Source organism: Streptomyces hyderabadensis, from assembly GCF_020404845.1.
In the GTDB taxonomy this organism is placed as follows: domain Bacteria; phylum Actinomycetota; class Actinomycetes; order Streptomycetales; family Streptomycetaceae; genus Streptomyces; species Streptomyces hyderabadensis.
Genome location: NZ_JAIOJZ010000077.1, coordinates 1 through 26,199, shown reverse-complemented (window position 1 = coordinate 26,199; position 26,199 = coordinate 1). Strand labels below are relative to the sequence as shown.

General features: G+C 71.3%; 22 protein-coding genes. 11 read left to right on the top strand and 11 right to left on the bottom strand.

The window, feature by feature from the left end; all coding sequences use genetic code 11:
- Positions 1-132: 132 nt before the first annotated feature.
- Positions 133-810, top strand: coding sequence for a response regulator transcription factor (locus tag K7854_RS34380; RefSeq protein WP_052842140.1), 678 nt, complete (start codon positions 133-135; stop codon positions 808-810).
- A 34-nt stretch (positions 811-844) separates the two neighbouring features.
- On the top strand, positions 845-2,119 hold the full coding sequence (draK, locus tag K7854_RS34375; protein ID WP_226030477.1) for a two-component system sensor histidine kinase DraK: 1,275 nt from the start codon (positions 845-847) through the stop codon (positions 2,117-2,119).
- Positions 2,120-2,142: 23 nt separating this feature from the next.
- Here the strand turns inward: draK and K7854_RS34370 are convergent, their stop codons facing one another.
- Positions 2,143-2,715, bottom strand: a complete 573-nt coding sequence (locus K7854_RS34370) for a GtrA family protein (protein WP_226030476.1) — start codon at positions 2,713-2,715, stop codon at positions 2,143-2,145.
- 165 nt (positions 2,716-2,880) lie between these two features.
- On the opposite strand from K7854_RS34370, the gene K7854_RS34365 reads away from it, so the two are divergent.
- From K7854_RS34365 to K7854_RS34350, 4 genes are all read left to right on the top strand, one after another.
- Complete coding sequence (locus tag K7854_RS34365) at positions 2,881-4,032, top strand: 5-(carboxyamino)imidazole ribonucleotide synthase (protein ID WP_226030475.1); 1,152 nt, start codon at positions 2,881-2,883, stop codon at positions 4,030-4,032.
- Positions 4,029-4,571, top strand: coding sequence for a 5-(carboxyamino)imidazole ribonucleotide mutase (gene purE, locus K7854_RS34360; protein ID WP_226030474.1), 543 nt, complete (start codon positions 4,029-4,031; stop codon positions 4,569-4,571). The genes K7854_RS34365 and purE overlap by 4 nt, the downstream gene beginning before the upstream one ends.
- Positions 4,572-4,612: 41 nt before the next feature.
- Positions 4,613-5,791, top strand: coding sequence for a dipeptidase (locus K7854_RS34355; protein WP_226030473.1), 1,179 nt, complete (start codon positions 4,613-4,615; stop codon positions 5,789-5,791).
- Between the two features lie 163 nt (positions 5,792-5,954).
- Positions 5,955-7,085, top strand: a complete 1,131-nt coding sequence (locus K7854_RS34350; protein WP_226030472.1) for a dipeptidase — start codon at positions 5,955-5,957, stop codon at positions 7,083-7,085.
- Between the two features lie 12 nt (positions 7,086-7,097).
- On the opposite strand, the gene K7854_RS34345 is transcribed toward K7854_RS34350, so the two are convergent.
- Both K7854_RS34345 and K7854_RS34340 read right to left on the bottom strand, forming a co-directional pair.
- Positions 7,098-7,490: a VOC family protein gene (locus tag K7854_RS34345; RefSeq protein WP_226030471.1), complete on the bottom strand. Its 393-nt coding sequence runs from the start codon at positions 7,488-7,490 to the stop codon at positions 7,098-7,100.
- A 31-nt stretch (positions 7,491-7,521) separates the two neighbouring features.
- The gene (locus K7854_RS34340) at positions 7,522-7,881 is read right to left on the bottom strand and encodes a VOC family protein (protein WP_226030470.1); all 360 of its coding nucleotides are present in this window, start codon (positions 7,879-7,881) and stop codon (positions 7,522-7,524) included.
- A 97-nt stretch (positions 7,882-7,978) separates the two neighbouring features.
- On the opposite strand from K7854_RS34340, the gene K7854_RS34335 reads away from it, so the two are divergent.
- The gene (locus K7854_RS34335) at positions 7,979-8,485 is read left to right on the top strand and encodes a CGNR zinc finger domain-containing protein (RefSeq protein WP_226030469.1); all 507 of its coding nucleotides are present in this window, start codon (positions 7,979-7,981) and stop codon (positions 8,483-8,485) included.
- 108 nt (positions 8,486-8,593) lie between these two features.
- On the opposite strand, the gene K7854_RS34330 is transcribed toward K7854_RS34335, so the two are convergent.
- A complete protein-coding gene (locus K7854_RS34330; protein ID WP_226030468.1) occupies positions 8,594-9,937 on the bottom strand; it encodes a UDP-glucose dehydrogenase family protein in 1,344 nt (447 codons plus the stop codon).
- A 181-nt stretch (positions 9,938-10,118) separates the two neighbouring features.
- On the opposite strand from K7854_RS34330, the gene K7854_RS34325 reads away from it, so the two are divergent.
- Positions 10,119-11,276 carry an acyl-CoA dehydrogenase gene (locus K7854_RS34325; protein WP_226030467.1) on the top strand — a complete coding sequence of 386 codons (1,158 nt, stop codon included), beginning with the start codon at positions 10,119-10,121 and terminating at the stop codon, positions 11,274-11,276.
- Between the two features lie 148 nt (positions 11,277-11,424).
- Complete coding sequence (locus K7854_RS34320) at positions 11,425-12,465, top strand: vWA domain-containing protein (RefSeq protein WP_226030466.1); 1,041 nt, start codon at positions 11,425-11,427, stop codon at positions 12,463-12,465.
- A 45-nt stretch (positions 12,466-12,510) separates the two neighbouring features.
- Here the strand turns inward: K7854_RS34320 and K7854_RS34315 are convergent, their stop codons facing one another.
- Positions 12,511-13,077, bottom strand: a complete 567-nt coding sequence (locus K7854_RS34315) for an acyl-CoA thioesterase (RefSeq protein ID WP_226030465.1) — start codon at positions 13,075-13,077, stop codon at positions 12,511-12,513.
- A 119-nt stretch (positions 13,078-13,196) separates the two neighbouring features.
- On the opposite strand from K7854_RS34315, the gene K7854_RS34310 reads away from it, so the two are divergent.
- A complete protein-coding gene (locus tag K7854_RS34310; RefSeq protein ID WP_226030464.1) occupies positions 13,197-14,471 on the top strand; it encodes an LCP family protein in 1,275 nt (424 codons plus the stop codon).
- A gap of 18 nt (positions 14,472-14,489) precedes the next feature.
- Here the strand turns inward: K7854_RS34310 and K7854_RS34305 are convergent, their stop codons facing one another.
- The gene (locus tag K7854_RS34305) at positions 14,490-16,001 is read right to left on the bottom strand and encodes an LCP family protein (RefSeq protein ID WP_264088093.1); all 1,512 of its coding nucleotides are present in this window, start codon (positions 15,999-16,001) and stop codon (positions 14,490-14,492) included.
- Between the two features lie 152 nt (positions 16,002-16,153).
- Between K7854_RS34305 and K7854_RS34300 the strand changes: the two genes are divergently transcribed.
- Positions 16,154-17,209, top strand: a complete 1,056-nt coding sequence (locus K7854_RS34300) for a glycosyltransferase family 2 protein (protein WP_226030462.1) — start codon at positions 16,154-16,156, stop codon at positions 17,207-17,209.
- A gap of 9 nt (positions 17,210-17,218) precedes the next feature.
- Here K7854_RS34300 and K7854_RS34295 read toward each other — a convergent pair whose 3' ends face one another.
- The 5 genes from K7854_RS34295 to K7854_RS34275 form a co-directional block, all read right to left on the bottom strand.
- On the bottom strand, positions 17,219-18,886 hold the full coding sequence (locus tag K7854_RS34295) for an LCP family protein (protein WP_226030461.1): 1,668 nt from the start codon (positions 18,884-18,886) through the stop codon (positions 17,219-17,221).
- 77 nt (positions 18,887-18,963) lie between these two features.
- Positions 18,964-20,670 (bottom strand): LCP family protein, encoded by a 1,707-nt coding sequence (locus tag K7854_RS34290; RefSeq protein ID WP_226030460.1) that lies wholly within the window; start codon positions 20,668-20,670, stop codon positions 18,964-18,966.
- A gap of 206 nt (positions 20,671-20,876) precedes the next feature.
- Positions 20,877-22,592: an LCP family protein gene (locus K7854_RS34285; RefSeq protein WP_226030459.1), complete on the bottom strand. Its 1,716-nt coding sequence runs from the start codon at positions 22,590-22,592 to the stop codon at positions 20,877-20,879.
- Between the two features lie 167 nt (positions 22,593-22,759).
- Positions 22,760-24,496 carry an LCP family protein gene (locus tag K7854_RS34280; protein WP_226030458.1) on the bottom strand — a complete coding sequence of 579 codons (1,737 nt, stop codon included), beginning with the start codon at positions 24,494-24,496 and terminating at the stop codon, positions 22,760-22,762.
- 265 nt (positions 24,497-24,761) lie between these two features.
- Positions 24,762-25,952, bottom strand: a complete 1,191-nt coding sequence (locus K7854_RS34275) for an LCP family protein (protein ID WP_226030457.1) — start codon at positions 25,950-25,952, stop codon at positions 24,762-24,764.
- Positions 25,953-26,199: the final 247 nt, after the last annotated feature.

The window sequence follows — 26,199 nt, the reverse complement described above, 5'->3', positions numbered from 1 at the left end:
AACGATCTTTCGAAGGTTCTCCTCAGGATGGCACCCCACAGCCGCAGGTTCGGACGCGGGGGTGGCGGGGTCGGGAGGGCCCTCGGGGCGATCTTGCCCCGGGCGTTGCTCCGAGCGGTCTACCATCAGCCCATGACCCGTGTACTGCTCGCCGAGGACGACGCGTCCATCTCGGAGCCGCTGGCCCGCGCACTGCGCAGGGAAGGGTACGAGGTCGAGGTGCGTGAGGACGGACCCACCGCACTGGACGCCGGGCTGCAGGGCGGCGTCGACCTGGTCGTGCTGGACCTGGGCCTGCCGGGCATGGACGGTCTGGAGGTCGCCCGCCGGCTGCGGTCCGAGGGCCACGCCGTGCCGATCCTGATCCTGACCGCCCGCGCCGACGAGGTGGACACCGTCGTCGGCCTGGACGCGGGCGCCGACGACTACGTCACCAAACCCTTCCGCCTCGCCGAGCTGCTCGCCCGGGTCCGGGCCCTGCTGCGGCGCGGCGCGGTCGAGCCCCCGCAGCCGCCCGCCACCCACGGTGTGCGCATCGACGTCGAGTCGCACCGGGCTTGGATGGGCGAGGAGGAGCTGCAGCTCACCGCGAAGGAGTTCGACCTGCTGCGGGTCCTGGTGCGCGACGCCGGCCGGGTCGTCACCCGCGACCAGCTGATGCGCGAGGTCTGGGACACCACCTGGTGGTCGTCGACCAAGACCCTCGACATGCACATCTCCTGGCTGCGCAAGAAGCTGGGGGACGACGCGGCCAACCCCCGCTACATCGCCACCGTGCGCGGCGTGGGCTTCCGTTTCGAGAAGAACTGAGCGAGCCCCGAGGGGGCCTTGCGGGTAAGAGGACATGCGCCGTCGACTGATCCAGTCCACGCTCGCCGTGGTGCTCGTCGTGATCGCCGTCTTCGGCGTCTCCCTCGTCATCGTCGAGACCCGGACCATCAGCAGCACCGCCCAGGAACGGGTCGACCTGGAGGCCGTGCGGCTGGCCAGCATCGTCGACAGCCGGCTCATCGGCACCGGCTCCGTCGACGAGCAGTTCCTGCGGGAGCAGATCCGCGACGCCCGGTACGCCGAGATCCGCATCCCCGGCGAACCGGTCGTCGAGGTCGGCAGCAAGCCCTCCGGAGACGTCCTGCGGGGCAGGGCGACCGGTGAGGAGGGCGAGACGGTCCTGGTCGAGGAGCCCAGGTCCTCGGTCACCCGGGAGGTCGGGCGGACCCTGCTGGTCATCGGCCTGGTGGCGCTGCTCGCGGTGATCGCGGCCGTACTGCTGGCGATCCGGCAGGCCAACCGCCTCGCCTCCCCGCTCACCGACCTCGCCGAGACCGCCGAACGCCTCGGCTCCGGCGACCCGCGCCCGCGGCACAAGCGGTACGGCGTCCCCGAGCTGGACCGGGTCGCGGACGTGCTGGACTCCTCCGCGGAGCGCATCGCCCGGATGCTCACCGCCGAACGCCGGCTGGCCGCCGACGCCTCCCACCAGCTGCGCACGCCGCTGACCGCGCTGTCGATGCGGCTGGAGGAGATCACCCTCACCGACGAGCCGGAGACGGTGAAGGAGGAGGCGACGATCGCGCTGTCGCAGGTGGAGCGGCTGACCGACGTCGTGGACCGGCTGCTGACCAATTCCCGCGACCCGCGCAGCGGCTCCGCCGTCACCTTCGAGCTGGACGACGTCATCCAGCAGCAGATCGCCGAGTGGCGCCCGGCCTACCGCGGTGAGGGCCGGGCCATCGTCAGCTCCGGCAAGCGCCACCTGACGGCCGTGGGCACACCGGGCGCGGTGGCGCAGGTGCTGGCCGCGCTGATCGAGAACTCCCTGATGCACGGCGGCGGCACGGTGGCCCTGCGCACCCGGGTGACCGGCAACCAGGCCGTGGTCGAGGTCACCGACGAGGGCCCCGGCGTCCCGGGCGACCTGGGGGCGCGGATCTTCGAGCGGACGATCAGCGGACGCAACTCCACCGGCATCGGCCTCGCCGTCGCCCGCGACCTGGCGGAGGCGGACGGCGGCCGCCTGGAGCTGCTCCAGGGGCGTCCACCGGTCTTCGGGCTGTTCCTGTCCCGTACGCCGCCGCCGAAGAAGTCCGCGGGGGACGGCGACCCGACCGTGCGCTGAGCGCCCCGGGTGACGGGAGCCGGTCAGCGGCGGCCGGCGGGGGCGCCGTCCGCGCGGGGGACCACGGTCGGGTGCTCGTGCTCCAGGAAGGTCTCCGCCTGCGTCAGCGGCTCACGGGCGGGCAGCGCGCGGAAGACCCAGCTGCGGTACGACCAGAAGCGGAACAGCGTGCCGAGTCCGATGCCGAGGAACTTGAAGATGTTGCTCTGCAGCGGGCTGTCCCAGCCGAAGCCGTAGGTCGCGGTGTAGAGCACGCCGTTCTCGATCACCAGGCCGACCGCGCTGAACAGCAGGAACAGCGACATCTCGCGGGTCTGGCCGCTCTTGTCGCGGTCGCGGTAGGTGAAGTAGCGGAAGCCGACGTAGTTGAAGACGATCGCGACGACCGTGGCGATGATGCTGGCCCGCACCACCTGGAGGTCGGTCGTGTGCCGGACGAAGTTGAAGACGAGGAGGTTGACCAGCACCCCCGCGCCGCCCACGGCGCCGAACTTCACGACCTCACGTACGAGCCGGTCGATCCGCTCCCGCATCCCGGCGCGCCGCGGCTCGGGCGCGGAGGGAGCCGTGTGAGCACCCGAGGAACCATGTCCCATGGCCGTGCAGGCCCCCGTCCATCGGTTGGCGTCAATCCGTTCATGCTAACCACCCGGACGCGCGATCTTCCTGCGGACGGACCGGCGGGAGCCGGAACGGGCACCCGGACCGGTCGGAAACGGCCGGTAAACAGGTGGGCCCCGCGCGGCCGATACGCTAGGGGTGTGACGTTCCCGGTAGTCGGCATGGTCGGCGGTGGCCAGCTCGCTCGTATGACACACGAGGCGGGCATCCCGTTGGGCATCAGGTTCAAGCTTCTCAGTGACACTCCTCAGGACTCTGCGGCGCAGGTCGTGAACGAAGTCGTCGTCGGCGACTATCGCGATCTGGACACGTTGCGCGAGTTCGCGCGCGGCTGTGACGTGATCACCTTCGATCACGAGCACGTGCCGACCGAGCACCTCAAGGCCCTGGAGGCGGACGGCATCCCCGTCCGCCCCGGTCCCGAGGCGCTCGTGCACGCCCAGGACAAGGGCGTGATGCGCGCGAAGCTCGACGCGATCGGCGTGCCCTGCCCGCGGCACCGGATCGTGCGCGATCCGGCCGACGTGGCCGCCTTCGCGGCGGAGGGTGCCGTCGAGGGCGACGGATTCCCCGTCGTCCTCAAGACGGTCCGCGGCGGGTACGACGGCAAGGGCGTGTGGGTCGTGGACTCCGTCGAGGAGGCCGCCGAGCCCTTCCGCGCGGGCGTGCCCGTGCTGGCGGAGGAGAAGGTCGACTTCGTCCGCGAGCTGGCCGCCAACGTGGTCCGCTCCCCGCACGGCCAGGCGGTGGCCTACCCCGTCGTCGAGTCCCAGCAGGTCAACGGCGTCTGCGACACGGTGATCGCCCCGGCGCCCGACCTCGACGAGTCGCTGGCCCTGCGCGCCGAGGAGATGGCGCTCGGCATCGCCAAGGAGCTGGGCGTCGTCGGCCACCTCGCCGTCGAGCTGTTCCAGACCCGCGATGGCCGCATCCTCGTCAACGAACTGGCGATGCGCCCGCACAACTCCGGCCACTGGACGATGGACGGCGCGATCACCTCGCAGTTCGCCAACCACGTCCGCGCGGTCCTCGACCTCCCCCTCGGCGACCCGCGCCCGCGCGCCAAGTGGACGGTCATGGTCAACGTCCTGGGCGGCGACTTCCCGGACATGTACTCCGCGTACCTGCACTGCATGGCCCGCGACCCGCAGCTCAAGATCCACATGTACGGCAAGGACGTGAAGCCCGGCCGCAAGGTCGGCCACGTCAACACCTACGGCGACGACCTGGACGACGTGCTGGAGCGCGCCCGTCACGCTGCCGGCTACCTGAGAGGGACGATCACCGAATGAGCCAGGCCAGCCCGGTGAGCCCGGTCGTAGGCATCGTCATGGGGTCGGACTCCGACTGGCCCGTCATGGAGGCCGCCGCCAAGGCACTCGACGAGTTCGAGATCCCCTACGAGGTCGACGTCGTCTCCGCGCACCGCATGCCGCACGAGATGATCGCGTACGGCGAGCAGGCCGCGGGGCGCGGGCTGAAGGCGATCGTCGCCGGGGCCGGGGGCGCCGCCCACCTGCCCGGCATGCTCGCCTCCGTCACCCCGCTGCCGGTCATCGGCGTCCCGGTGCCGCTGAAGTACCTGGACGGCATGGACAGCCTGCTGTCCATCGTGCAGATGCCGGCCGGTGTCCCCGTCGCCACCGTCTCCGTGGGCGGCGCCCGCAACGCCGGTCTGCTGGCCGCCCGCATCCTCGCCGCCCACGACGAGGAGCTGCTCGGCCGGATGCGCGAGTTCCAGCAGGACCTCAACGACCAGGCCACCGAGAAGGGCAAGCGGCTGCGCAACAAGGTCGAGGGCTCGGCGGCCGGCTTCGGATTCGGCAAGTGACGCAAGAGACGGACGGGACGGACGGAACGGAAGGGACGCGGATGACATCGTTGGAGAAGGCCCGCGAGCTGCTGCGCGAGTTCCCGGTCGTCGACGGGCACAACGACCTGCCCTGGGCGCTGCGCGAACAGGTCCGCTACGACCTCGACGCCCGGGACATCGCCGCCGACCAGTCCGCCCACCTGCACACCGACCTGGCCCGGCTGCGCTCCGGCGGCGTCGGCGCGCAGTACTGGTCGGTGTACGTCCGCTCCGACCTGCCGGGCGCGGTGACGGCGACGCTGGAGCAGATCGACTGCGTACGCCGGCTGATCGACCGCCACCCCGGGGAGCTGCGGGCCGCGCTGACCGCCGCCGACATGGAGGCGGCGCGGGCCGAGGGCCGGATCGCGTCCCTGATGGGCGCCGAGGGCGGCCACTCCATCGACAACTCGCTGGCCACCCTGCGCGCGCTGTACGCGCTGGGTGTGCGCTACATGACGCTCACCCACAACGACAACGTGGCGTGGGCGGACTCGGCGACCGACGAGCCCCGCGTCGGCGGCCTGTCGGCCTTCGGCCGCGAGGTCGTGCGGGAGATGAACCGCGAGGGCATGCTGGTCGACCTCTCGCACGTCGCCGCGACGACGATGCGCGACGCGCTGGACACCTCCACCGCGCCGGTGATCTTCTCGCACTCGTCCTCCCGCGCCGTCTGCGACCACCCGCGCAACATCCCGGACGATGTGCTGGAGCGGCTGCCCGCCAACGGCGGAATGGCGATGGTGACGTTCGTGCCGAAGTTCGTGCTCCAGGCGGCCGTGGACTGGACCGCCGAGGCCGACGAGAACATGCGCGCGCACGGCTTCCACCACCTCGACTCCAGCCCCGAGGCGATGAAGGTGCACGCCGCCTTCGAGGAGCGCGTCCCGCGTCCCGTCGCCACCGTGTCCACGGTCGCCGACCACCTCGACCACATGCGCGAGGTCGCCGGCGTCGACCACCTGGGCATCGGCGGCGACTACGACGGCACGCCCTTCACCCCGGACGGGCTCGGCGACGTCTCCGGCTACCCGAACCTGATCGCCGAACTGCTCGACCGCGGCTGGTCCCAGGCCGACCTGGCCAAGCTGACCTGGAAGAACGCGGTCCGCGTGCTCGACGCCGCCGAGGAGGTGGCCCGCGGGCTGCAGGCGACCCGGGAGCCGTCCAACGCCTCGCTGGAGGAGCTGGACGGCTGAGCCGTCACCTCGCCGTGGGCGGGGCGGCCGGTGCGTCCGGCCGCCCCGCCCACTCGCGTCCCGGGGGCCGGGCCGCGTACCCCCGAACGCTCCACCCACCAGGAAGCCCTTTCCGCCCCGTGCGACGGTGGCCGTACCTCACGCCGACCGTACGGAGCCCGTCATGGCAGACCTCCAGGACGACCTGCACACCGGTACCGAGGCCGGTGGGCTCGACGACCTGCCCGTGCCGCTCGCCGCGGAGGCCGTGGGGCCGGAGCCCTACGCGCCCGTGTCCGACCCCGGCGACGAGCCGCTGACCCGCGCGCTCGCCGTACTGGCCGCCCACCCCGTCGCCGACGGCTGCAGCGGGCTGCCCTGGGCGCTCCGGCACCTGCCCTGGTACGACCTGGAGCTGGGCGAGAGCGCCGTCGACACCGACGTGCCGCGGCTGCGCGAGGGGCACGTGGGGGCGCTGCTGTGGTCGCTGCACCTGCCCGACTCCCTCGACGGGGACCGCGCGGTCGGCGCCACGCTGGAGCAGCTCGACCTGGTCAAGACGGTCGTGCGGGCCCACCCGGAGGGGCTGCGCCTGGCCTACGACGCGGGGCAGGCCATCGACGCCCGCAACTGCGGCCGGATCGCCGTGCTGCCCGGCCCCGCGGGCGCCGCAGCCCTCGGCGACCGCCTCGGCATCCTGCGTTCGCTGCACGCCCTGGGCCTGCGCGCCCTGACGATGTCCGGGGTGAGCTGGGCGAGCGAGGCGGGGCTGACCCGGTTCGGCGAGGAGGTGGTCCGGGAGATGAACCGCCTCGGTGTCGTCGCCGACCTCTCCGGGGCCTCCGCGGAGACCGTCCGCCGTACCTTCGCCGTGTCCAAGGCGCCGGCGCTGTGCACCCGGTCCGCCGCCCGTGCCCTGCGCCCGCACCCCGCCAACCTTCCCGACGACCTGCTGGTGGAGCTGGGCGCGGCCGGCGGCCTGTGCATGGTGCCGCTGACCGCCGAACAGACCGGGCCGACCGTCCGGGACGTCGCCGACCACCTCGACCACGTCCGCACGGTGGCCGGGCCGCAGAGCGTCGGCCTGTCCGGCACCTACGACACCGGCACCGCCCACCCGCTGGAGCTGGGCGACCCCTCCTGCTACCCCCGGCTCATCGCCGAACTGCTCAGGCGCGGCTGGGACGAGGCGGACGTGGCCCTGCTGACCTGGGGCAACGTCCAGCGCGTGCTGCGCGCCGCGGCCTTCACCGCCAAGGCGGCCCAGCTGCGCCGGGAGCCGTCCACGGCAACCATCGCCGACCTGGACGGATAGTCCGCGCGAGGGTCAGGTGTGCTCGATCCGGCACAGGCAGAACGGATGCCCCGCCGGATCGGCGTACACCATGAAGTCCTTCTCCTCCCGGTCCGCCAGGTCCAGCGGCCGGGCGCCCAGCGCGAGCACCCGCTCGTGCGCCGCGTCCATCTCGGCCCAGGTCGCCCCGCCGTCGAAGTCGAGGTGGAACTGCTGGGCGTTGCGGTCGGAGCGCGGCCACTCGGGCGGGGTGAGGTCCGGTGCCCGCTGGAAGGACAGACGGGGCCCGCCGGGCACCTGGAGGACCACCCAGTCCGGGTCCGCCTCGTCGGGCGTGCCGCCGCCGACCGCCGCGTAGAAGCGGGCCAGCTCGCGGGGCTCGGGGCAGTCGACGACGACGGAACGGAATCGTGCCGCGGGTGCCATGGGTGTCCTCCCGGTGCCGATGGGCCGGTGATCAGCCGGCGCAGAGGCAGAACGGGTGCCCGGCCGGGTCGGCGTAAACCCGGAAGGTACGGGTGCGGTCCTCCGCGTCCAGCGGCCTCGCGCCCAGCTCCAGTACCGCCCTCTCGGCCGCGTCCAGGTCCGGCACGTCGAGGTCGAGGTGGAACTGCTGCGAGTCGTCGGGCGCGGGCCACTTCGGCGGCACGAACCCGGGGGCGGCCTGGAACGCCAGCGCCCGTCCGTCCGGCAGCTTCAGGTCGACCCAGTCGCCCTCGCCCTCGACGGTGCCGCCCAGCACGTCGGCGTAGAAGCGGGCCAGTGCGCGGGGGTCGGGACAGTCCAGGACGACGACACCCAGTTCGGCGACAGCCATGACTTCCTCCTTGAAGCACGCGGCTTGGTTACCAGCATGATGCGGGTAACCGGTAACGGTTACTGCATGCTGCCTTATTGGGGGTAACGTCGCAAGCATGAGTGAGAGATCGCCCGCTCCGGGAGGCCTGGGCCTGGTCGAGACACTGGTGAACAGCCTGGACCTGGAGACGGGCGCCGACGCGCTGGACACGGCGGAGGGCCGGGCGCGGCTCGGCCTGGCGCGCGAGGACGTACCCGCGGCCCGTGAGCTGCGCGAGTCCCTGCGGGCCACCCTGCTCGCCCATGCCGGCCATCCGCCGCACCGCACGGTGACGCCGCTGGGCGAGCTGCTGGCCGCCGTACCGCTGGTCGTCACCGTCGACCCGGCCGACGGCTCGGCCGCCCTCGCCCCCGCCCGCGACGGCTCCCTCGCCGCCCGGGTCGCCGCCGCCGTCGCCGAGGCGCTGGTGGCCGGCACCTGGAGCCGCTTCAAGGCGTGCGAGGCCGCCGACTGCCACTGGGCGTACTACGACCGCAGCCCGGCCGGGCGCGGGCGCTGGTGCTCCATGCAGGTGTGCGGGGCCCGCGCCAAGATGCGCCGGTACCGGGCCAAGGAGTCGTAAACACCGCCCGCTTCACCGGTCGGTCGGCGCCGTCGTGCGGCACAATGCGCACAGCGCCGGTTCGGCCGACTGAGCCTCGGCCGAACCGGCGTCCTGCGCGCCGCCGGGTCAGGCGGTGGGGCGGCCCATCGCCCGGTACGTCCAGCCGGCCTTCCGCCACAGCGCCGGGTCCAGGGCGTTGCGCCCGTCCAGGATCACCCGGGCCGCCGCCACCTCGCCGAGCGCCTCCGGGTCCAGCTCGCGGAACTCCCGCCACTCGGTGAGGTGCAGCACGACGTCCGCGCCCCGCACCGCCTCCAGCGCCGAGCCGGCGTAGCCGAGGGTCGGGAAGAGCCGCCGGGCGTTCTCCATGCCCTTGGGGTCGTACACCGTCACCTGGGCGCCCTGGAGGTGCACCTGCCCGGCGACGTTCAGCGCGGGGGAGTCGCGCACGTCGTCCGAGTCGGGCTTGAAGGTGGCGCCGAGCACCGCGATCCGCTTGCCGAGGAACGGGCCGCCGCCCAGCGCCTGCCGGGTCAGCTCCACCATCTGGCCGCGCTGGCGCATGTTGATCGAGTCGATCTCGCGCAGGAAGGTCAGCGCCTGGTCGGCGCCCAGCTCACCGGCGCGGGCCATGAAGGCGCGGATGTCCTTCGGCAGACAGCCGCCGCCGAAGCCGATCCCGGCCCGCAGGAACTTCTTCCCGATCCGGTCGTCGTACCCGATCGCCTCCGCCAGCTTGGCGACGTCGCCGCCGGCCGCCTCGCAGACCTCCGCCATCGCGTTGATGAAGGAGATCTTGGTGGCCAGGAAGGAGTTCGCGGCGGTCTTCACCAGCTCCGCCGTCGGGAAGTCCGTGACGACGAACGGCGAGCCCTCCGCGATCGGCGTCGCGTACACCTCGCGCAGCAGCCGCTCGGCCCGCTCGCTGCGCACGCCGACCACGAGCCGGTCGGGGTGCAGGGTGTCCTCGACGGCGAAGCCCTCGCGCAGGAACTCCGGGTTCCAGGCCAGCTCGGCCTCGTCCCCGGCCGGCGCGTGCTCGGCCAGGTAGGCGGCCAGCCGGTCGGCGGAGCCCACCGGCACGGTCGACTTGCCGACGACCAGCGCGGGGCCGGTCAGGTGCGGCGCCAGCGAGGCCAGCGCGGAGTCGACGTACGACATGTCGCAGGCGTACTCGCCGTGCTTCTGCGGGGTGTTCACGCACAGGAAGTGCACCTCGCCGAAGGCCGCGGCCTCGGCGAAGTCGGTGGTGAAGCGCAGCCGTCCGCTGGCGCCCTCGATCCCGGCGACGTGCTTGCGCAGCAGCTCCTGAAGACCCGGCTCGTACATCGGGACCTCGCCCCGCTGGAGCATCTCGATCTTCTCGGGCACCACGTCAAGACCCAGCACCTCGAAACCCAGCTCGGCCATGGCCGCCGCGTGGGTGGCGCCGAGATAGCCGGTACCGATCACGGTGATCTTCAGGGCCATGGGTGCTCCAGAGGTGTACGGCACGGTTGCGCGCCCGAGCATATCCGGGACGCGGGAAAAACCTTTCGGTCGGCTGTCGTCAAGCTCACCTATCCACCGGCCCGGCCGGGGCTCTAAAATTTGGGTTACTTAACGGTAGTTAGCGTGCCCAGCATCACAGCGTTTTGGAGCGTGAGACACCTTGGCCGGATCGGCTGACTTCGACCTGTACCGCCCGTCCGAGGAGCACGACATGCTCCGGGACGCCGTCCGCTCGCTGGCCGAGGCGAAGATCGCGCCGTACGCCGCCGCGGTGGACGAGGAGGCCCGCTTCCCGCAGGAGGCCCTGGACGCCCTCACCGCGAACGACCTGCACGCGGTGCACGTCCCCGAGGAGTACGGCGGCGCGGGCGCCGACGCGCTCGCCACGGTGATCGTCATCGAGGAGGTCGCCCGCGCCTGCGCCAGTTCCTCCCTCATCCCGGCGGTCAACAAGCTCGGCTCGCTCCCGGTGATCCTCTCCGGCTCCGAGGAGCTGAAGAAGAAGTACCTGGCCCCGCTCGCCAAGGGCGACGGCATGTTCTCCTACTGCCTCTCCGAGCCCGACGCGGGCTCGGACGCGGCCGGCATGAAGACCAAGGCCGTGCGCGACGGCGACTTCTGGGTGCTCAACGGCGTCAAGCGCTGGATCACCAACGCCGGCGTCAGCGAGTACTACACGGTGATGGCCGTCACCGACCCGAGCAAGCGCTCCAAGGGCATCTCCGCCTTCGTCGTCGAGAAGTCCGACGCGGGCGTCTCCTTCGGCGCCCCGGAGAAGAAGCTCGGCATCAAGGGCTCCCCGACCCGCGAGGTCTACCTGGACAACGTCCGCATCCCCGCCGACCGCATGATCGGCGCGGAGGGCACCGGCTTCGCCACCGCGATGAAGACGCTGGACCACACCCGCATCACCATCGCCGCCCAGGCCCTCGGCATCGCCCAGGGCGCCCTCGACTACGCCAAGGGCTACGTCCAGGAGCGCAAGCAGTTCGGCAAGCCGATCGCCGACTTCCAGGGCATCCAGTTCATGCTCGCCGACATGGCCATGAAGATCGAGGCCGCCCGCCAGCTGACCTACGCGGCCGCCGCCAAGTCGGAGCGCGGTGACGGCGACCTCACCTTCCAGGGTGCCGCCGCCAAGTGCTTCGCCTCCGACGTGGCCATGGAGGTCACCACCGACGCGGTCCAGCTGCTCGGCGGCTACGGCTACACCCGTGACTACCCGGTGGAGCGCATGATGCGCGACGCCAAGATCACCCAGATCTACGAGGGCACCAACCAGGTCCAGCGCATCGTCATGGCGCGCAACCTGCCGTAACGGCCGCGGTCCGTTCGGCGAGGGGCGTCCGGGGGGCCGGGCGCCCCTCGCTCGTCTGATCGATTGTCAGTGGTGGATGAGACGGTGGATCCATCGCGTCGGGAAGCCGCCGAGCGGCAGTCGGCAATCGGTAAGAGGGGGATCCGCCATGTCCAAGAGCCAGAACTACATCAACCACGTCGCTCTCGTCCTGGACGCCAGTTCGTCCATGCGTCGGCTGAGCCACAAGGTGGTCGAGGTCGCCGACCAGCAGATCGCCTACCTGGCCCGCCGGTCGCAGGAGCTGGACCAGGAGACCCGCGTCACGGTGTACGTCTTCGCCGACCAGGTGGAGTGCGTCATCTACGACAAGGACGTGCTGCGGATGCCGTCGCTGAAGCAGCTGTACCGGGTCGGCGGCATGACGGCGCTGCTGGCGGCCACGCTCAAGTCGCAGCGGGAGCTGGCGCAGACTGCCCAGCTGTACGGCGACCACAGCTTCCTGACGTTCGTCCTCACGGACGGCCAGGAGAACGTGAGCCACCGCTGCCCGGACGCCCCCGCCCGGGACCCGCGCGCACTGGTCGAGGCCGTGTCCACCATGATCGAGACCCAGGCGGACAACTGGACGCTGGCCGTCCTCGTCCCGGACCAGATGGGCAAGCGCGAGGCCATGCAGTACGGCTTCCCCAAGGACAACATCGCCATCTGGGACGCCACGAGCACCCAGGGCCTGGAGGAGGCCGGACAGGTCATCCAGGAGGCCACCGAGAAGTTCATGGTGGGCCGCACCAAGGGCATCCGCGGGTCGCGGGCGGTGTTCTCCACCGGCGCGGACGCGGTCAACAAGGAGACCATCAAGGCGGCCGGCCTCACCCCGGTGGAGGCCTCGAAGTACGCGCTGATCGACGTGACCCGCGACGTGGCGATCCGGGAGTGGGTCGTCGAGCGCGGGCACACCTACCGCACCGGCGGCGCGTACTACCAGCTCAGCAAGTCGGAGAAGGTCCAGCCGAAGAAGCAGATATCGGTGCTGGAGAAGAAGACGGACCGGGTGTACACGGGGCCCGAGGCCCGCGCCCTGCTCGGCCTGCCGGACGTGGAGGTCCGCATCAAGCCCGACCACAACGACGACTTCACGATCTTCGTGCAGAGCACGAGCGTGAACCGGAAGCTCGTGGCGAACACGCGGCTCCTGCTCATGCTCTGACGCTCGGCCGCCCCCGACGACCGTGGCGATCGCGGCGGCCGGGGGTCAGTCCTCGTAGCCCTCCGCCGCCCGTCGCTCGCGCAGCTCCATGATCGCGCGGCGGCGGGCCAGGCGGTGGGTGCGGCGGATCTGGGCCTCCTGGTGGCGGCGCTTGTCCTTCTCGGTCTCCGGCAGCACCGGCGGCACCGTGCGCGGCTTGCCGTCCGCGTCCACGGCGGCGAAGACCAGGTAGGCCGAGCCGACCTGAGTGGCGGGCGTGGACTCGTTCCAGCGCTCGGCCATGACCCGGACGCCCACCTCCATGGAGCTCCGGCCGGTCCAGTTGACCTGCGCCTTCACATGGACCAGATCGCCGACGCGGACCGGTTCGAGGAACGCCATCTCGTCCATGGACGCGGTGACGGCGGGACCGCCGGAGTGCCGTCCGGCCACGGCGCCCGCCGCGTCGTCGACGAGCTTCATGATCACACCGCCGTGCACCGTGCCCAGGAGGTTGGTGTCGGCGTGCGTCATGATGTGGCTGAGGGTGGTGCGGGAGGCCGAGGTCGGCTTGCCCGGGATCTCCGGGGGCGCCGACTGCGCGGCCGAGGCCTGTTCTGCCTGGTCTGTCATGCCCTCCACCTTATGCCGGGGGCACACCGGCGTGATTTTGTGTCGGGTTCGCAACAGCACTGCCCTGATTTTCCGACATACCTTGTAACGCCCACAGGGCGGCCCGGCACACTGGGCCCATGAATGATTGGCCCGAGGGATGGTCCGGTGACAACCGCGGCGGCTACGGACGCGGCAGCGCCAGCGCACGGCCCGAGAGTGCCCGCGTGATGCGTCAGGTCCGCCGCGGCGCGACGCCGCCGCCCGGCCCGGGTCCTTCGGCCCCGCCGTACGGCGCCGGGGTGCCCCAGCAGCCGTCGTACACCGACGGCCAGGGGTACGGCGGCGACGGGTACGACAGCGGCTACAACACCGGCCAGGTCTACGGCGGCAGCGGCGGCGGCGGCCAGGGCCGCCCGGTCCGGGACCGGCCCGCGCCGAACTGGCGCCGCCGGATCAAGTGGACCGCGATCACGGTCGTGACCGTGCTGGTCGTCACCACCGTCAGCACCTACTTCTGGGCCGACTCCAAGCTCAACCGCGAGGTCGACCTGTCCAAGGTCATCGAGCGGCCCGAGGCCGGCGAGGGCACGAACTACCTGATCGTCGGCTCCGACAGCCGCGAGGGCATGACCGACGAGCAGAAGAAGGACCTGCACACCGGCTCCGCCGAGGGCAAGCGCACCGACTCGATGATGATCCTGCACACCGGGGACAACGGCTCGACGCTGATCTCCCTGCCCCGCGACTCGGACGTGGAGATCCCGAGCTTCGTCGGCTCCGAGTCCGGCAAGAAGTACCCGGGCACCGGCCGGCACACCAAGCTGAACGCCGCCTACGCCGAGGACGGCCCCGAGCTGCTGGTGCGCACCATCGAGCACAACACCGGGCTGCGCCTGGACCACTACGTGGAGATCGGCTTCGCCGGCTTCGCGAACATCGTGGACGCGGTCGGCGGCGTCGAGATGGACATCCCGCAGGACATCAAGGACAAGAAGTCCGGCGCCGACTTCAAGAAGGGCAAGCAGACCCTGAACGGCGAGGAGGCCCTCGCCTTCGTCCGCACCCGGTACGCGCTGGCCGGCTCCGACCTGGACCGCACCAAGAACCAGCAGAAGTTCCTGTCGGCACTGGCGAGCCAGGTGGCCACCCCGTCCACGGTCCTCAACCCGTTCAAGCTCTACCCGACCATGGGCGCCGGCCTGGACTCCCTCATCGTCGACAAGGACATGGGCCTGTTCGACCTGGCGAGCATGTTCTGGGCGATGAAGAGCGTCAGCGGCGGCGACGGCACCTCGATGAACATGCCGATCTCGGGCAGCGTCGGCGGCAATCTGAAGTGGGACGACGCCAAGGTCAAGAAGCTCGTCGAGGAGCTGAAGAACGACGAGAAGGTCACCGTCTCCGGCAACTGAGCCGGAGTACGGCGGACCTCACTGGTCGCCGCAGACCACCTCGTCGCCCCGCACCACCGTGCCCGACTCCTGCGGCGGATCGGCCGGGCGCACCTTCGCCACCTTCTCGAAGTCGGCGCCCGCGATCACCTTCAGCGTGGCGCCCTGCCCCTTGACCGGCTTCAGCTCGCTGCCGGGCAGCGCCGCGGCCAGCGACTTCGCAGACTGGTCCCAGCGGGGGTCGTAGGCGACGACGGTCCGCCCGACCGCCCGGTCCTCGGCGTTGCGCGGTGCCTTGGTGGTGCGGAAACCGGTCGCGGCCAGCGCGTCGTCCACCCGCTTGCCGAGCCCCGCGGTGCGGGTGCCGTTCTCCACCTGGACGCGGATCTGCTTGGGGTCCACCGGGACCCGCACCGGTGCCGGGCCCTTCGGCTTCGGTTTCGGCGCGGCCAGCGGCTTGTCCTCGCGCAGGGCGTCGAAGAGCCGCTCGGACTTCGCCGGGTCCCACTTCAGGGTCGAACCGACGCCCTTGACGGCATAGCCCATCTGCCCGATCGGCACGGTGGTGAACTCGGAGGACGACGGCGAGAAGTTCCGCATCGCCCGCCCGAGCGTCAGCAGCTCGTCGGTGCCGAAGCCCTGGTCGGCCCGGACCGAGCCGAGCACGGCCCGGGTGACGTCACGGAACTTCAGCGGGTTCAGCAGGATCCCCGAGGAGGTGGCCCGGTCGATGAGGGCGGCCAGGAAGCGCTGCTGGCGCTTCATCCGGCTCAGGTCCGAGGCTCCGTCGAGATGGCGGGAGCGCACGTACTGCAGCGCCTGCCCGCCCTTGAGGGTGTGGGTGCCGGCCGGCAGGTCGAGTCCGGTGTAGCTGTCCTTGAGCGGCTGGACGGTGCAGATCTTCACCCCGCCGAGGACGTCCACGGTCTTCATGAAGCTGGTGAAGTCGACCTCCAGATAGTGGTCGATCTTCACCCGGGTCATGTTCTCCACGGTGCGGATCGTCAGCTGCGGGCCGCCCTCGGCGTAGGCCGCGTTCAGCTTGAGCGGATGCCCCTTGTGGTGCTCGCCGGTGGTGCGGTCGGTGTGGCCGGGCGTGACGGCGTAGGAGTCGCGCGGCAGGCTGACCACGCTGGCGCGCTCCCGGTCCTCCGAGATGTGCACGATCATGATGGTGTCGGTGCAGTGGCAGGGGGCGCCGCCCAGCCGGTACTCGCGCCGCTCCTTCTCGGTGATCTCGTCCCGGCCGTCGGTGCCGACCATCAGGACGTTCATGCCGTCGCCCGCCCGCGGCCGGTTCTTCATGTCCTTGAACGCGTCGACCCGCGAGATGTCCGAGTCCAGGCCCGAGAGCACCGCGTGCCCGATCCCGGCGGAGGCGAGCACCACCACCGAGAGCGCGGTCGCCGCCCGCACGGCCCAGCGCGGCCGCTTCCGCCGTACGGGGGGCCTCGGCGGGCGCCCGGACGGCCGGGGGCCGCGGCGCTGCGGCGGAGGTCCGCCCCGGCGGGTCGAGGCCGGGACCCGGGACGAGCGGGGCGGCGTGGGCAAGGGGACACCTCCGCGGGGACGGGGCCCTGGGCGTGGAGCGTGAGGCCGTACGTGGGATTCGTGAGCACCGTAGGCCCATACGATCTGCTGCCCGGGGCTGTGACCCCCGCGGCGCGCACCCGTGTCCCCCGTTCGCGGTAACGTGAGCACCGATGAACGCCAAGTCCGACGTGCGGCTGCCCGCCGTTTCCGTGATCATGCCCGTCCTCAACGAGGAGCGGCACCTGCGCGGCGCCGTCCGCGCCATCCTCGCCCAGGAGTACGCCGGCGAGATGGAGGTCGTCATCGCCGTCGGTCCGTCCTCGGACCGTACGGAGGAGATCGCCGCCGAACTCGTCGCCGAGGATCCGCGCGTGCACACCGTGCCGAACCCCACCGGCCGTACGCCCGCCGCGCTGAACGCCGCGATCAAGGCCTCCCGGCATCCGGTCGTCGTCCGCGTCGACGGCCACGGCATGCTGTCGCCGAACTACATCGCCACGGCCGTACGGCTCCTGGAGGAGACCGGCGCGCAGAACGTCGGCGGCATCATGCACGCCGAGGGCGAGAACGCCTGGGAGGACGCCGTCGCCGCCGCGATGACGTCGAAGATCGGCGTGGGCAACGCGGCCTTCCACACGGGCGGCGAGGCCGCGCCCGCCGAGACCGTCTACCTCGGCGTGTTCCGCCGCGAGGCGCTGGAGCGGCAGGGCGGGTACAACGAGGAGTTCATCCGCGCCCAGGACTGGGAGCTGAACTTCCGCATCCGCGAGGCCGGCGGCCTGATCTGGTTCTCGCCCGAGCTGAAGGTGTCCTACCGCCCCCGGCCGTCGGTGCGGGCGCTGGCCAAGCAGTACAAGGACTACGGCCGCTGGCGGCACGTCGTCGCCCGCTACCACTCCGGCTCCATCAACCTGCGCTACCTCGCCCCGCCGACCGCCGTGTGCGCCATCGCGGCCGGTGTCGTGGTGGGCGCCGCGCTGACCCCCTGGGGCTTCGTCGTGCCCGGCGGCTACCTCGCGGCGATCGTGGCCGGTTCGCTGCCCGCCGGGAAGGGGCTCGGGCTGAAGGCCCGGGCACAGATCCCGGTGGCGCTGGCGACCATGCACATGTCCTGGGGCTGGGGCTTCCTGACCAGCCCGAAGTCGCTGGCCAGGAAGGTCATCGCGTCGCGGCGCCCGGCGGTCCGGGCGGACGCGGACACCACGGACGCCGCCGGTACGCGCTGACGTCGTCCGTCAGGACCAGGTGAACGCCGGGTTCACGTGCATGCAGGCGCTGTCGTCCGCGCCGTTGAGGGCCTCGGCCGACTCGGGAGTGCTGTCGTCGCTGACGGGTGCCTGGTACGCCGTGCCCTCGCGCCAGTCGGCGCCCACGACCAGCGTGACACCGGACACGTCCGTCGACCGCTTCACCGAACTCGCCGGGATCCCCAGGGACTTGGCGACGCGCCGGGCGTCGCCCTCCAGGTCGGCGCTCGGATAGCGGATCACCGTGCGGTCCTCGCTGAGCAGCACCGACGGGTCCGCGACCGCCTTCGTGAAGCCCCGCTCCACCAGGAGCCCGGTGACCGTGTTCGCGCGTCCGGGGGCCGGGCCCAGCTCGTCGGTGCGGGTGCCGTTGCGGACCTGCACCGCGATCTCGGCGTCGGGCGCGGCCGGGTCGGCCGGGGGCGCCGGCTCGGCGTCGGGCTTCTTCTTCGCGTCCTTGCCGTCCAGCGCGATGTCCTCGCGCACCAGCCGGAACAGCTGCTCCGCGTCCTCGGTCGGCTCGACGCGGGCACCCACGTACCGGTTGGGCATCGTGGTCATGGTGATGCGCTCGGGCTTCACCTTCCGCAGCTCGGTGCTGAGGTCGTACAGCTTCTTGACGGAGTCCAGGCCCGGGTCGACGGTGAGCGCCTCGGTGGCCTCCTCGGCGAGCCTGCGCAGCTTGTTCGGGCTGCTCAGGGTCGCGTTCTCGCGCAGCACCCGGACCATCGAGTTCAGGTACATGTGCTGGGCCTTGGCCCGCGCGAGGTCGCTGCCGTCCTCGAAGCCGTACCGGGTGCGCAGCCACTGCAGGGCCTGCTTGCCCTTGACGGGGTGCGTGCCCTTGGCCAGTTTCAGGCCGGAGCCGTGGCCCGTGCTGTCGCGGGAGTGGATGTTGGCGTCCACGCAGACCGGGACGCCGCCGACGGCGTCCGCCATCGAGACCACGCCCGCGAAGTCGACCATCACGAAGTGGTCGATGTGGATGCCGGTCAGCTCCTGCCAGGTGGCGACCGTGCAGCCCGGACCGCCGTGGCCGAGGCTCTGGTTGGTCATCACCCGGCCCTCGCTCGCCGGGTAGACCTCGCCGTCGTCCGGGTCGGTGCACTTCGGTATCTCCAGCAGCGTGTCGCGCGGCATGCTGACCACCGACATGTTGCTGCGGTCGGCGGACAGGTGCACCAGCATCTGCACGTCCGCCAGCGGCGTGGAGCCGAACGTCTCCCGGGCGCCGCCCAGTTGCTGGTTCTCCGCGCTGTCCCGGGCGTCCGAGCCGATGAGGAGGATGTTCAGCGGGGTCTGGCCGGCCGCGTTCGGCGTCGGCGCTGCGACCTTGCTGTCGCCCAGGTTCAGGGCGTCCTGCCTGATGTTGTCGTTGAGGTGCTCGTAGTAGAGGTATCCGGCCCCGGCCGTGCCGGCCAGGACCACCGCGAGCACCACCGCGGTCCAGCGCAGGACCCGGCGGCGGCGCCGCGGGCGGGGGCCCTCGGGCTCGTTCCCGGTGCTGCCTCCGGTGTCCTCGACACCGTTGTCGCCGTCCCCCCGGACGGCACCGTCCTCCCGTATGCCGCCGTCCCCCCGGACGGCCTTGGCACGCTCGGGGGCGTCTGCCGCGCCCCCGTCCGTGTCCTCCCCCTGCACCCTGCTCCGCGTCACTTCCGCGTCCCTCCCCGCCCCCGGGCCACCGCGTGGGCCCGTCGCCGTCCTGTGAGACGTACGACAGGCCCCTCAGGTCAACTGGCGCACTGCTTCTGGTCGGCCGTGGACTCGTTGTCCAGCTCCGGCTTCTCGACGGTGCCGTCGAGTTTGACTCCCGCGCCCTTGAAGTCCTTGCCGAGGGTGAGGGTCATGGTGGGCAGGCCCTGGGCGTTGGTGACGCTCTCGCCGGGCTTCATGGCGGCGCCGGTCAGGCCGAGGATCTCGGCGAGGGCGCGGGCCTGGTCGGCCTGGTCGGGGGCGTACTCCAGGGTGGTCTTGGCGACCTCGGCGGGGGCGTTGCCCGCGTTCTCCGACTTGGTGACGCCGGCCTGGGTCTGGAGATAGGCCAGCTCCTGCTGGGCGCTGCCGGCGGGGGCGCCGCCGTTCATGACGCGGACCCGGACCTCGCCGGGCTCGGACTTCTCGCCCTTGAGCCGGGCGGCCACGGCGGCCTTCTCCCTCTTCTTTTTCTGCTCGACCTCGGTGAAGGAGACGTCGTTCTTGATCATGTCGAAGACCTGGGGACCCTTGGCCTCGTTGACGACCACCGTCGCCTTGACCTTCTCGGCCGGGTTGTCGATCACCGGCACCGTGGTGAACGTGATGTTCTTCGGCGGCACCTTCTTCAGCTCCAGGGCGATGTCCTTGAGCGTGCCCACGTTGCCGATGGCCTTGTCCACGGTGAGGGCCTTGGTCGCGGCCTCGGCGAGCTTCACCAGCTTGGTGGGGCTGGTGAGGGTGTCGCTGGAGGACATCTTGCGCATGAGCGAGCCCAGGAACTGCTGCTGCACCTTGATGCGGTCCAGGTCGCCCTCGTTGCCGAAGGCGTGCCGGGTGCGGACGAAGGCGAGGGCCTGCTCGCCCTCGACCGTGGACTCGCCCGCGGGCAGCTTGAGATGGGACTTGGGGTCGTCCACGGCGTGCTCCACGCACACCTCGACGCCGTCGACCGCGGTGGTCAGCGTCTTGACCGCGTTGAAGTCGGCCATCATGAAGTGGTCGGGCTTGATGCCGGTCGTCTCCGCCACCGTGCGCATCGTGCAGCCCGCGTCCCGGCCGAGGTCGCCGAGGCTCTGGTTGAAGCGGACGCCGGAGGAGCCCGGGATGACCTTCTTCGTCCCGTCCTCCTGCACGGTCTCGCAGTCCGGGATGTCGACGATCAGGTCGCGGGGGATGCTGAGCGCGGTCGCGTTGGAGCGGTCCTCGGCGACGTGCAGCAGGATGTTGGTGTCCGCGTGCCCGGCGCTGCCCTTGTCGCCGTAGCCCTCGTTGCCCTCACCGGTGCGCTTGTCGGTGCCGATGATGAGGATGTTGAAGGCCTCGTCCTTCTTGAAGCTGCTGCTTCCGGCGGTGCCCACGTCCGTCGTCGAGACGTTGCCCTCGAGGTGCTTGAGGTAGACGTAGCCGCCGACACCGGCCACCAGGACGACGAAGGCCGTGGTGCCGCCGGTCCACAGCAGGGCCTTCTTGGCCCTGGACTTCTTCTTCTCCGGTCGCCGTCCGCGCCGGCCGGGCACCGGCGGCTCGGGTTCCGGACGGCGCCGCCGCTGGGGCGGCACCTCACGGCCCGGAGCGCTGGTACGGCGGCCGGTCGTGCGGGGCCCTTCCGTACGGGGTCCCGGGACGGACGACTCCGGCGCGGAGGGGGACAGCCGCAGTTCGTACTCACCGGTCCGCGGATTCAGCACCCACTGGTCTGCGGGGTCGACGTCGTCTGCCCGCCCACGTCCTTGCGCGTCCACGGTCTCCCAATCCTCCGTCGGGGGCCACGCGGCACCTTCCGCTGAAGGCGCACGGTAAAGAGTCAACAAGTGCACGACGCCAGGGCGGACCTCGCGGCAGGGGGCACTGGAGCGCTCACACTATCCGCCCGGTTCGGCGTCGAACGAAACCGGTGTCACGAGCGTCACCCCTACAACGGGGCATTCCCTCCTATTTTCGTGAACTCCTACCATCGATACGGCTTGTAGACGTCCATGCACTTGCTGGTGTCCGAGCCGTTGATGGCGTCGCTCGACTCCGGCAGGTCGCCGGCCTCGGGTGTCTTCTGCTTCGGATAGGACGTGCCGTCGCGCCAGTCAGCTCCCACGACGAGAGTGATCCCGGACACGTCCGCGGACTTGCGCACCGCGTTCGCCGGGATCCCCATGGCGTCGGCGACCCGGCGTGCGTCGCCCGCCAACTCGTCGCTCGGGTACTGGACCACCGTCCGCTCCTCGGACAGCGCGGCCGAGGTGTCCGTGGTCGCCTTGGCGAAGCCCTTCTCCGCCAGCGCCTCGGCGATGTCACCGGCCCGGCCGCTGACCGGGCCGAGGGTGGCCGAGCGGGTGGCGTTCTGGACCAGGACGCCGATGTCGGAGTCGGCGGCGGGCTCGTCGGAGGGCTGCCCGGTGCCGTCCTGCCCGGCGGCGCCGTCCCCGGCGGCGTCCTTGCCGTCGCCGCCCGTGCCCTTCTTCTCCTTGGTGCCCTTGTCGTCGAAGGACACGTCGTCGCGGAGCATCGCCCACATCTTGTCGGCGTCGGGGGCCGGGAGCAGGTGGTTCTTGTCCTCGGAGTCCTCGACGGTGGGGATCGTCGTCATGGTGATGCGGTCCGTGGGCACCGTCTTGAGCTGCATGCCCAGGTCGTACAGCTTCTTGACGGTGCCGATCTCCTCGGAGACCGTCAGCGACTTCGTGGCCGCCTCGGCCAGGCCCATCAGTCTGCCGGCGTCCGTGAAGACGTTCTGGCTCTTCAGCGTGCGGATCATCGAGTTCATGTACATGTGCTGGGCGCGGGCCCGCAGCGGGTCGCTGCCCCAGGCGTGCCGGGTGCGCAGCCACTGCAGCGCCTCCTCGCCCTTCACCTTGTGCGAGCCGGCCGTCATCTTCAGTCCGGAGCCGCCGGGCACGCCGGGCAGCGGGCGGTCCCACACGTTCTGGTTCACACAGACCTCGACGCCGCCGACGGCGTCCGCCATCGAGACCACGCCCGCGAAGTCGATCGTCATCCAGTGGTCGATGTAGACCCCGGTGAGGTTCTCCCAGGTGGCCAGGGTGCAGCCGGCGCCGCCGCGGGCCAGCGAGGTGTTGATGATGGCGTTGGTCGCCGGGAACTGCTCCCCGGTGTCGGGGTCCTTGCAGGCCGGGATGTCGACCCGGGTGTCCCGGGGGATGCTCACCACCGCGGCGCTCTTGCGGTCGGCGGCCAGGTGGATCAGCATCTGCACGTCGGCCAGCGGCGGGTTGTCGCGGTGGTTCTTGCCGCCGCCCAGCGCCACGTTGGCGTCGGAGGCGCGGCTGTCGGAGCCGAGCAGCAGGATGTTCAGGGGCGTCTGTCCGGCCGCGTTCGGCTCGGCCTTGTGGGCCTTGGAGTCGCCGCTGCTGCGCTCGCCCTTGTCGATGTTGCCGTTCAGGTGCTGGTAGTAGAGGTATCCGGCGCCGGCCGTGCCGAGTATCAGCACCGCGAGGGTCGTCGCCGACCAGCGCAGCGCCCGGTGCCGCCGACCGCCGGTCCGCCGCCGCCCGGAGCGCCGGCCGTTGCCGCCGCCGTGGGCCCCCGGGCCGCCCCGGCCGCCCGAACCCGCGCCCGCTTCGTCCCGGCCGCCGCGTCCGGCGCGCCGGCCCCGGGTGTGCCGGACCGCGTCGGGTCGCGTGCCCTCGCCGCGCACACTGCTCTGCGTCATGCCTCTCCCACCCTCGGACCCGCGAACGTGCTCCCGCACGCGGCCTGTTCGCACAGTTGGACGTACGAAACCGTGCGTTGGCTGTACGACGCCCGGTGGATTGTTCGCGGTTGGACCGGTCGACCGATGGACTGCCGTCCTGTCAGACGGTCGTGGGGCCCTTCAGGTCACTTCGCGCACTCGACCTTGTCCGCCGTGGACTTCTGGAGGTCCTCCGGTGCCTGCGCGGAGGTGGCGTCGAGTTTGACTCCGGCGCCCTTGAAGTCCTTGCCGAGGGTGAGGGTCATGGTGGGCAGGCCCTGGGAGTTGGTGACGCTCTTGCCGGGCTTCATGGCGGCGCCGGTCAGGCCGAGGATCTCGGCGAGGGCGCGGGCCTGGTCGGCCTGGTCGGGGGCGTACTCCAGGGTGGTCTTGGCGATGTCGGCGGGGGCGTTGCCCGCGTTCTCCGACTTGGTGACGCCCGCCTCGTTCTGGAGGTAGGTCAGCTCCCGTCCCGCGCTGCCGGAGGACGCGCCGCCGTTGAGGACGCGGACGCGGATCTCGCCGGGCTCGGACTTCTCGCCCTCCAGACGGGCCGCGACGGCGGCGTCCTCCTTCTCCTTCTTCTCCTTCTCCTTCTTCTTGACCTCGGTGAAGGAGACGTCGTTCTTGACCATGTCGAAGACCTGCTGGGCGGGCCCGTCCTTGAGGACGACGGTCACCGGTGTCTTCTCGGCCGGGTTGTCCTTCACCGGCACCGTGGCGAAGGTCAGGTTCTTGGTGTTGAGCTTGCCCAGCTCCAGGCCGAGGTCCTTCAGCTTGCCGATGCTGTCCAGCTTGGAGTCGACGGTCAGCGCCTTGGTGCCCGCCTCGGCCAGCTTCACCATCTTCGTCGGGCTGGTGAGCGTGTCGTTGGACTTCAGCTTGCGCATCAGCGAGCTGAGGAACTGCTGCTGGAGTTCGATACGGCTGAGGTCGCCGCCGAAGCCGACGGAGTGCCGGGTGCGCACGAAGGCGAGGGCTTCCTCGCCCTCGATGGTGTGCTTGCCCGCCGGCAGGTTCAGGTGCGAGTCGGGGTCGTTGATGTCCTTCGCCAGGCAGACCTCGACCCCGCCGACCGCCGAGGAGAGGGTCTTGACGGCGTTGAAGTCGGCGACCATGAAGTTGTCGGGCTTGACCCCGGTCAGCTCGGTGACGGTCCGCATGGTGCAGCTGGGCGTACGGTCGCTCTGGCCGAGGCTCTGGTTGAAGCGGACGCCCGAGGAGCCCGGGATGACCTTCGTGCTCCCGTCCTCCTGCGTGGTCGGGCAGTCGGGGATGTCGACGATCAGGTCGCGGGGGATGCTGAGGGCGGTCGCGTTGGAGCGGTCCTTGGAGACGTGCAGCAGGAGCGTGGTGTCGGCGTGGCCGGCGCTGCCCTTGTCGCCGTAGCCGTCGTTGCCGGAGCCGGTGCGTTTGTCGGTGCCGATCAGCAGGATGTTGATCGCCTGGTCCTTCTGGAACCCGCCGGTGCTCGCGCCGTCGTCGGGCAGGGACTCGATGTTGTCGTTGAGGTGCTGCAGGTAGAGGTAACCGGCGGCGCCGGCGGCGAGGACGACGAACGCCATCGTGCCGCAGGTCCACAGCAGGATCTTCTTGCCCCTCGACTTCTTCTTCGCCGGCCGCCGGCGACCGCGCCGCCCCGGCGGCGGCTCCTCGGGCGTGCCGCGGCGCCTGCGGGGCGCGGGCACCTCGGGGGCCGGTGACGGTGACGGTGACGGTGACGGCGAGGGTGCCCGTGACGGCGAGGCCCGGCGCGGGGCCGGGATCGGTGACTGCGGTGCGGAAGGGGGCAGTCGCAGTTCGTAGTCGCCGGTGTCCGGATTGAGTACCCACTGGTCTGCGGGGTCGATGTCCTCCGCCCGCCCACGGCCTTGCGCGTCCACGGTTGTCCGAATCCTCCGTCGGGGCCACGCGGCGCCCTCCCCTCCGGGCGCCCGGTCTCGCTCACGTCAGTTCAGTGCGTGGCCGGGCGGAACTCCGCGGCCGGGCACACCGGATCGCTCACACTAACCGCCCCGTTCGGTGCGCGGCGACGGCAGTGACGTATTCCACGAACCTTACAACTGGGCAATCCGGCGCATTTCTCGGACAATTGTCCGCGCGTACGCGTCCGCCTTGCGCGCGGGTGGCTCCTTCTTGGAATGCGCTTTACTCGCAGACGTCCTCGTCGGCGGTGTTCCCGCTGAACGTCGGCGCCGGGGAATCGGCGTCACCGGGCTCACCGGAATTCGCCGTACCGCCCGTCGATTCCCGCCGGGAAGCCGTGACCGTCACCGGCTCGTCCGTCCGCAGGCGGGTGAACAGCTTCTCGGCGTCGGGCTGCACGAGCTGGTCGCGATTGGCGTCGCCCGCGTACGACTCCCGGGGCACGGTCAGGAATTGGACGCGTTCGGTGGGAATCCCGCGCAGCCCGCGCACAAGGTCGTACAAACCGCGCAGATTCGCCAGATCCGGGTCCGTGGTGAGCGAGGACGTGGCGGCGTCCAGAACGGGGTACAGCTTCACTGGATTCAGCAGTACGTCATTGCTCTGCACCTTGCTCACGAGCGCGCCCAGAAAACGCTGCTGCCGGTCCATCCGGTCGGTGTCGCTGCCGTCGCCGAGCGACTTCCGCGCCCGGACGTAGCCGAGCGCCTGCTCCCCGTCGAGGGTCACCCGGCCCGCGGGCAGTTTCAGCTTGGCGTCCTTGTCGTCGACCGGCTTGCGCAGGCACACCTCGACGCCGTCGAGCGCGTCGACCAGTTCCTTGAATCCCGCGAAGTCGACGACCACGTGATGGTCGATCCGGATGCCGGTCAGCTTCTCCACGGTACGGATCGAGCACGCCGAACCGCCCGCCGCGAAGGCGTAGTTGAACTGCTGGAGCGCCGGTTCGGTGAGCGATCCGTCCGGGCGGTGGCAGCCGGGGACGCGCACCATGAGGTCGCGGGGGAGGGAGACGGCGGTGACGCTGTCCCGGCCCGCGGACAGGTGCAGCAGGATCGTGGTGTCCGACCGCTCGGTCCCGGAGTCCCGGCCGTAGCGCGCGTTGCCGTCCCCGGCGCGCGAGTCCGACCCGATCAGCAGGACGTTCTGCGCGCCGCGCACCAGCGCGGTGGGCCGCTCCTTCTCGTACCGGGCGAGTTCGGCCGCCGCCGCCTCGTCCGCGGTGATGTTGCCGCTCAGCTTGGCGTACACGGCCCACCCGACGCCCACCGCGCCCCCGGCCAGCGCGACGACCACGACCCCGGCGATCCCCAGCCGCCGCCTGCGTCGCCGCCGCTTCAGCCCGGACCCGCTCGCGGACGCCCCGTGCCCCGGGTCCCCGCGGGAGGCCGCAGTGCCCGCGTCATCACCCACGCCTGCCTCCGTCCACACCCGCCGGCTGGTACGACCATGCCCCGGGGACCCACGGAGAGCAGAACGCAGATAGGCCGAACGGGGGGCGCCCCGCCCCGTTGGCTGCGGGCGTTCGTGCCGCCTGGGACGGCACGGGCGGGCGACGGGGGTACCTCCCAGGCCGTTCAGGCACTGGGGGAGCCGCCCCGTCAGCGCCGGGCCACGCGCCCCATCCCGTCAGCGCCGGGCCACGCGCCCCATCCCGTCA

Bases quoted from the DNA above. Each gene is read 5' to 3' on its own strand.
- K7854_RS34380 (WP_052842140.1), top strand. From the start codon at position 133: ATGACCCGTGTACTGCTCGCCGAGGACGACGCGTCCATCTCGGAGCCG.
- draK (WP_226030477.1), top strand. From the start codon at position 845: ATGCGCCGTCGACTGATCCAGTCCACGCTCGCCGTGGTGCTCGTCGTG.
- K7854_RS34370 (WP_226030476.1), bottom strand. From the start codon at position 2,715: ATGGGACATGGTTCCTCGGGTGCTCACACGGCTCCCTCCGCGCCCGAG.
- purE (WP_226030474.1), top strand. From the start codon at position 4,029: ATGAGCCAGGCCAGCCCGGTGAGCCCGGTCGTAGGCATCGTCATGGGG.
- K7854_RS34355 (WP_226030473.1), top strand. From the start codon at position 4,613: ATGACATCGTTGGAGAAGGCCCGCGAGCTGCTGCGCGAGTTCCCGGTC.
- K7854_RS34350 (WP_226030472.1), top strand. From the start codon at position 5,955: ATGGCAGACCTCCAGGACGACCTGCACACCGGTACCGAGGCCGGTGGG.
- K7854_RS34345 (WP_226030471.1), bottom strand. From the start codon at position 7,490: ATGGCACCCGCGGCACGATTCCGTTCCGTCGTCGTCGACTGCCCCGAG.
- K7854_RS34340 (WP_226030470.1), bottom strand. From the start codon at position 7,881: ATGGCTGTCGCCGAACTGGGTGTCGTCGTCCTGGACTGTCCCGACCCC.
- K7854_RS34335 (WP_226030469.1), top strand. From the start codon at position 7,979: ATGAGTGAGAGATCGCCCGCTCCGGGAGGCCTGGGCCTGGTCGAGACA.
- K7854_RS34330 (WP_226030468.1), bottom strand. From the start codon at position 9,937: ATGGCCCTGAAGATCACCGTGATCGGTACCGGCTATCTCGGCGCCACC.
- K7854_RS34320 (WP_226030466.1), top strand. From the start codon at position 11,425: ATGTCCAAGAGCCAGAACTACATCAACCACGTCGCTCTCGTCCTGGAC.
- K7854_RS34315 (WP_226030465.1), bottom strand. From the start codon at position 13,077: ATGACAGACCAGGCAGAACAGGCCTCGGCCGCGCAGTCGGCGCCCCCG.
- K7854_RS34310 (WP_226030464.1), top strand. From the start codon at position 13,197: ATGAATGATTGGCCCGAGGGATGGTCCGGTGACAACCGCGGCGGCTAC.
- K7854_RS34300 (WP_226030462.1), top strand. From the start codon at position 16,154: ATGAACGCCAAGTCCGACGTGCGGCTGCCCGCCGTTTCCGTGATCATG.
- K7854_RS34285 (WP_226030459.1), bottom strand. From the start codon at position 22,592: ATGACGCAGAGCAGTGTGCGCGGCGAGGGCACGCGACCCGACGCGGTC.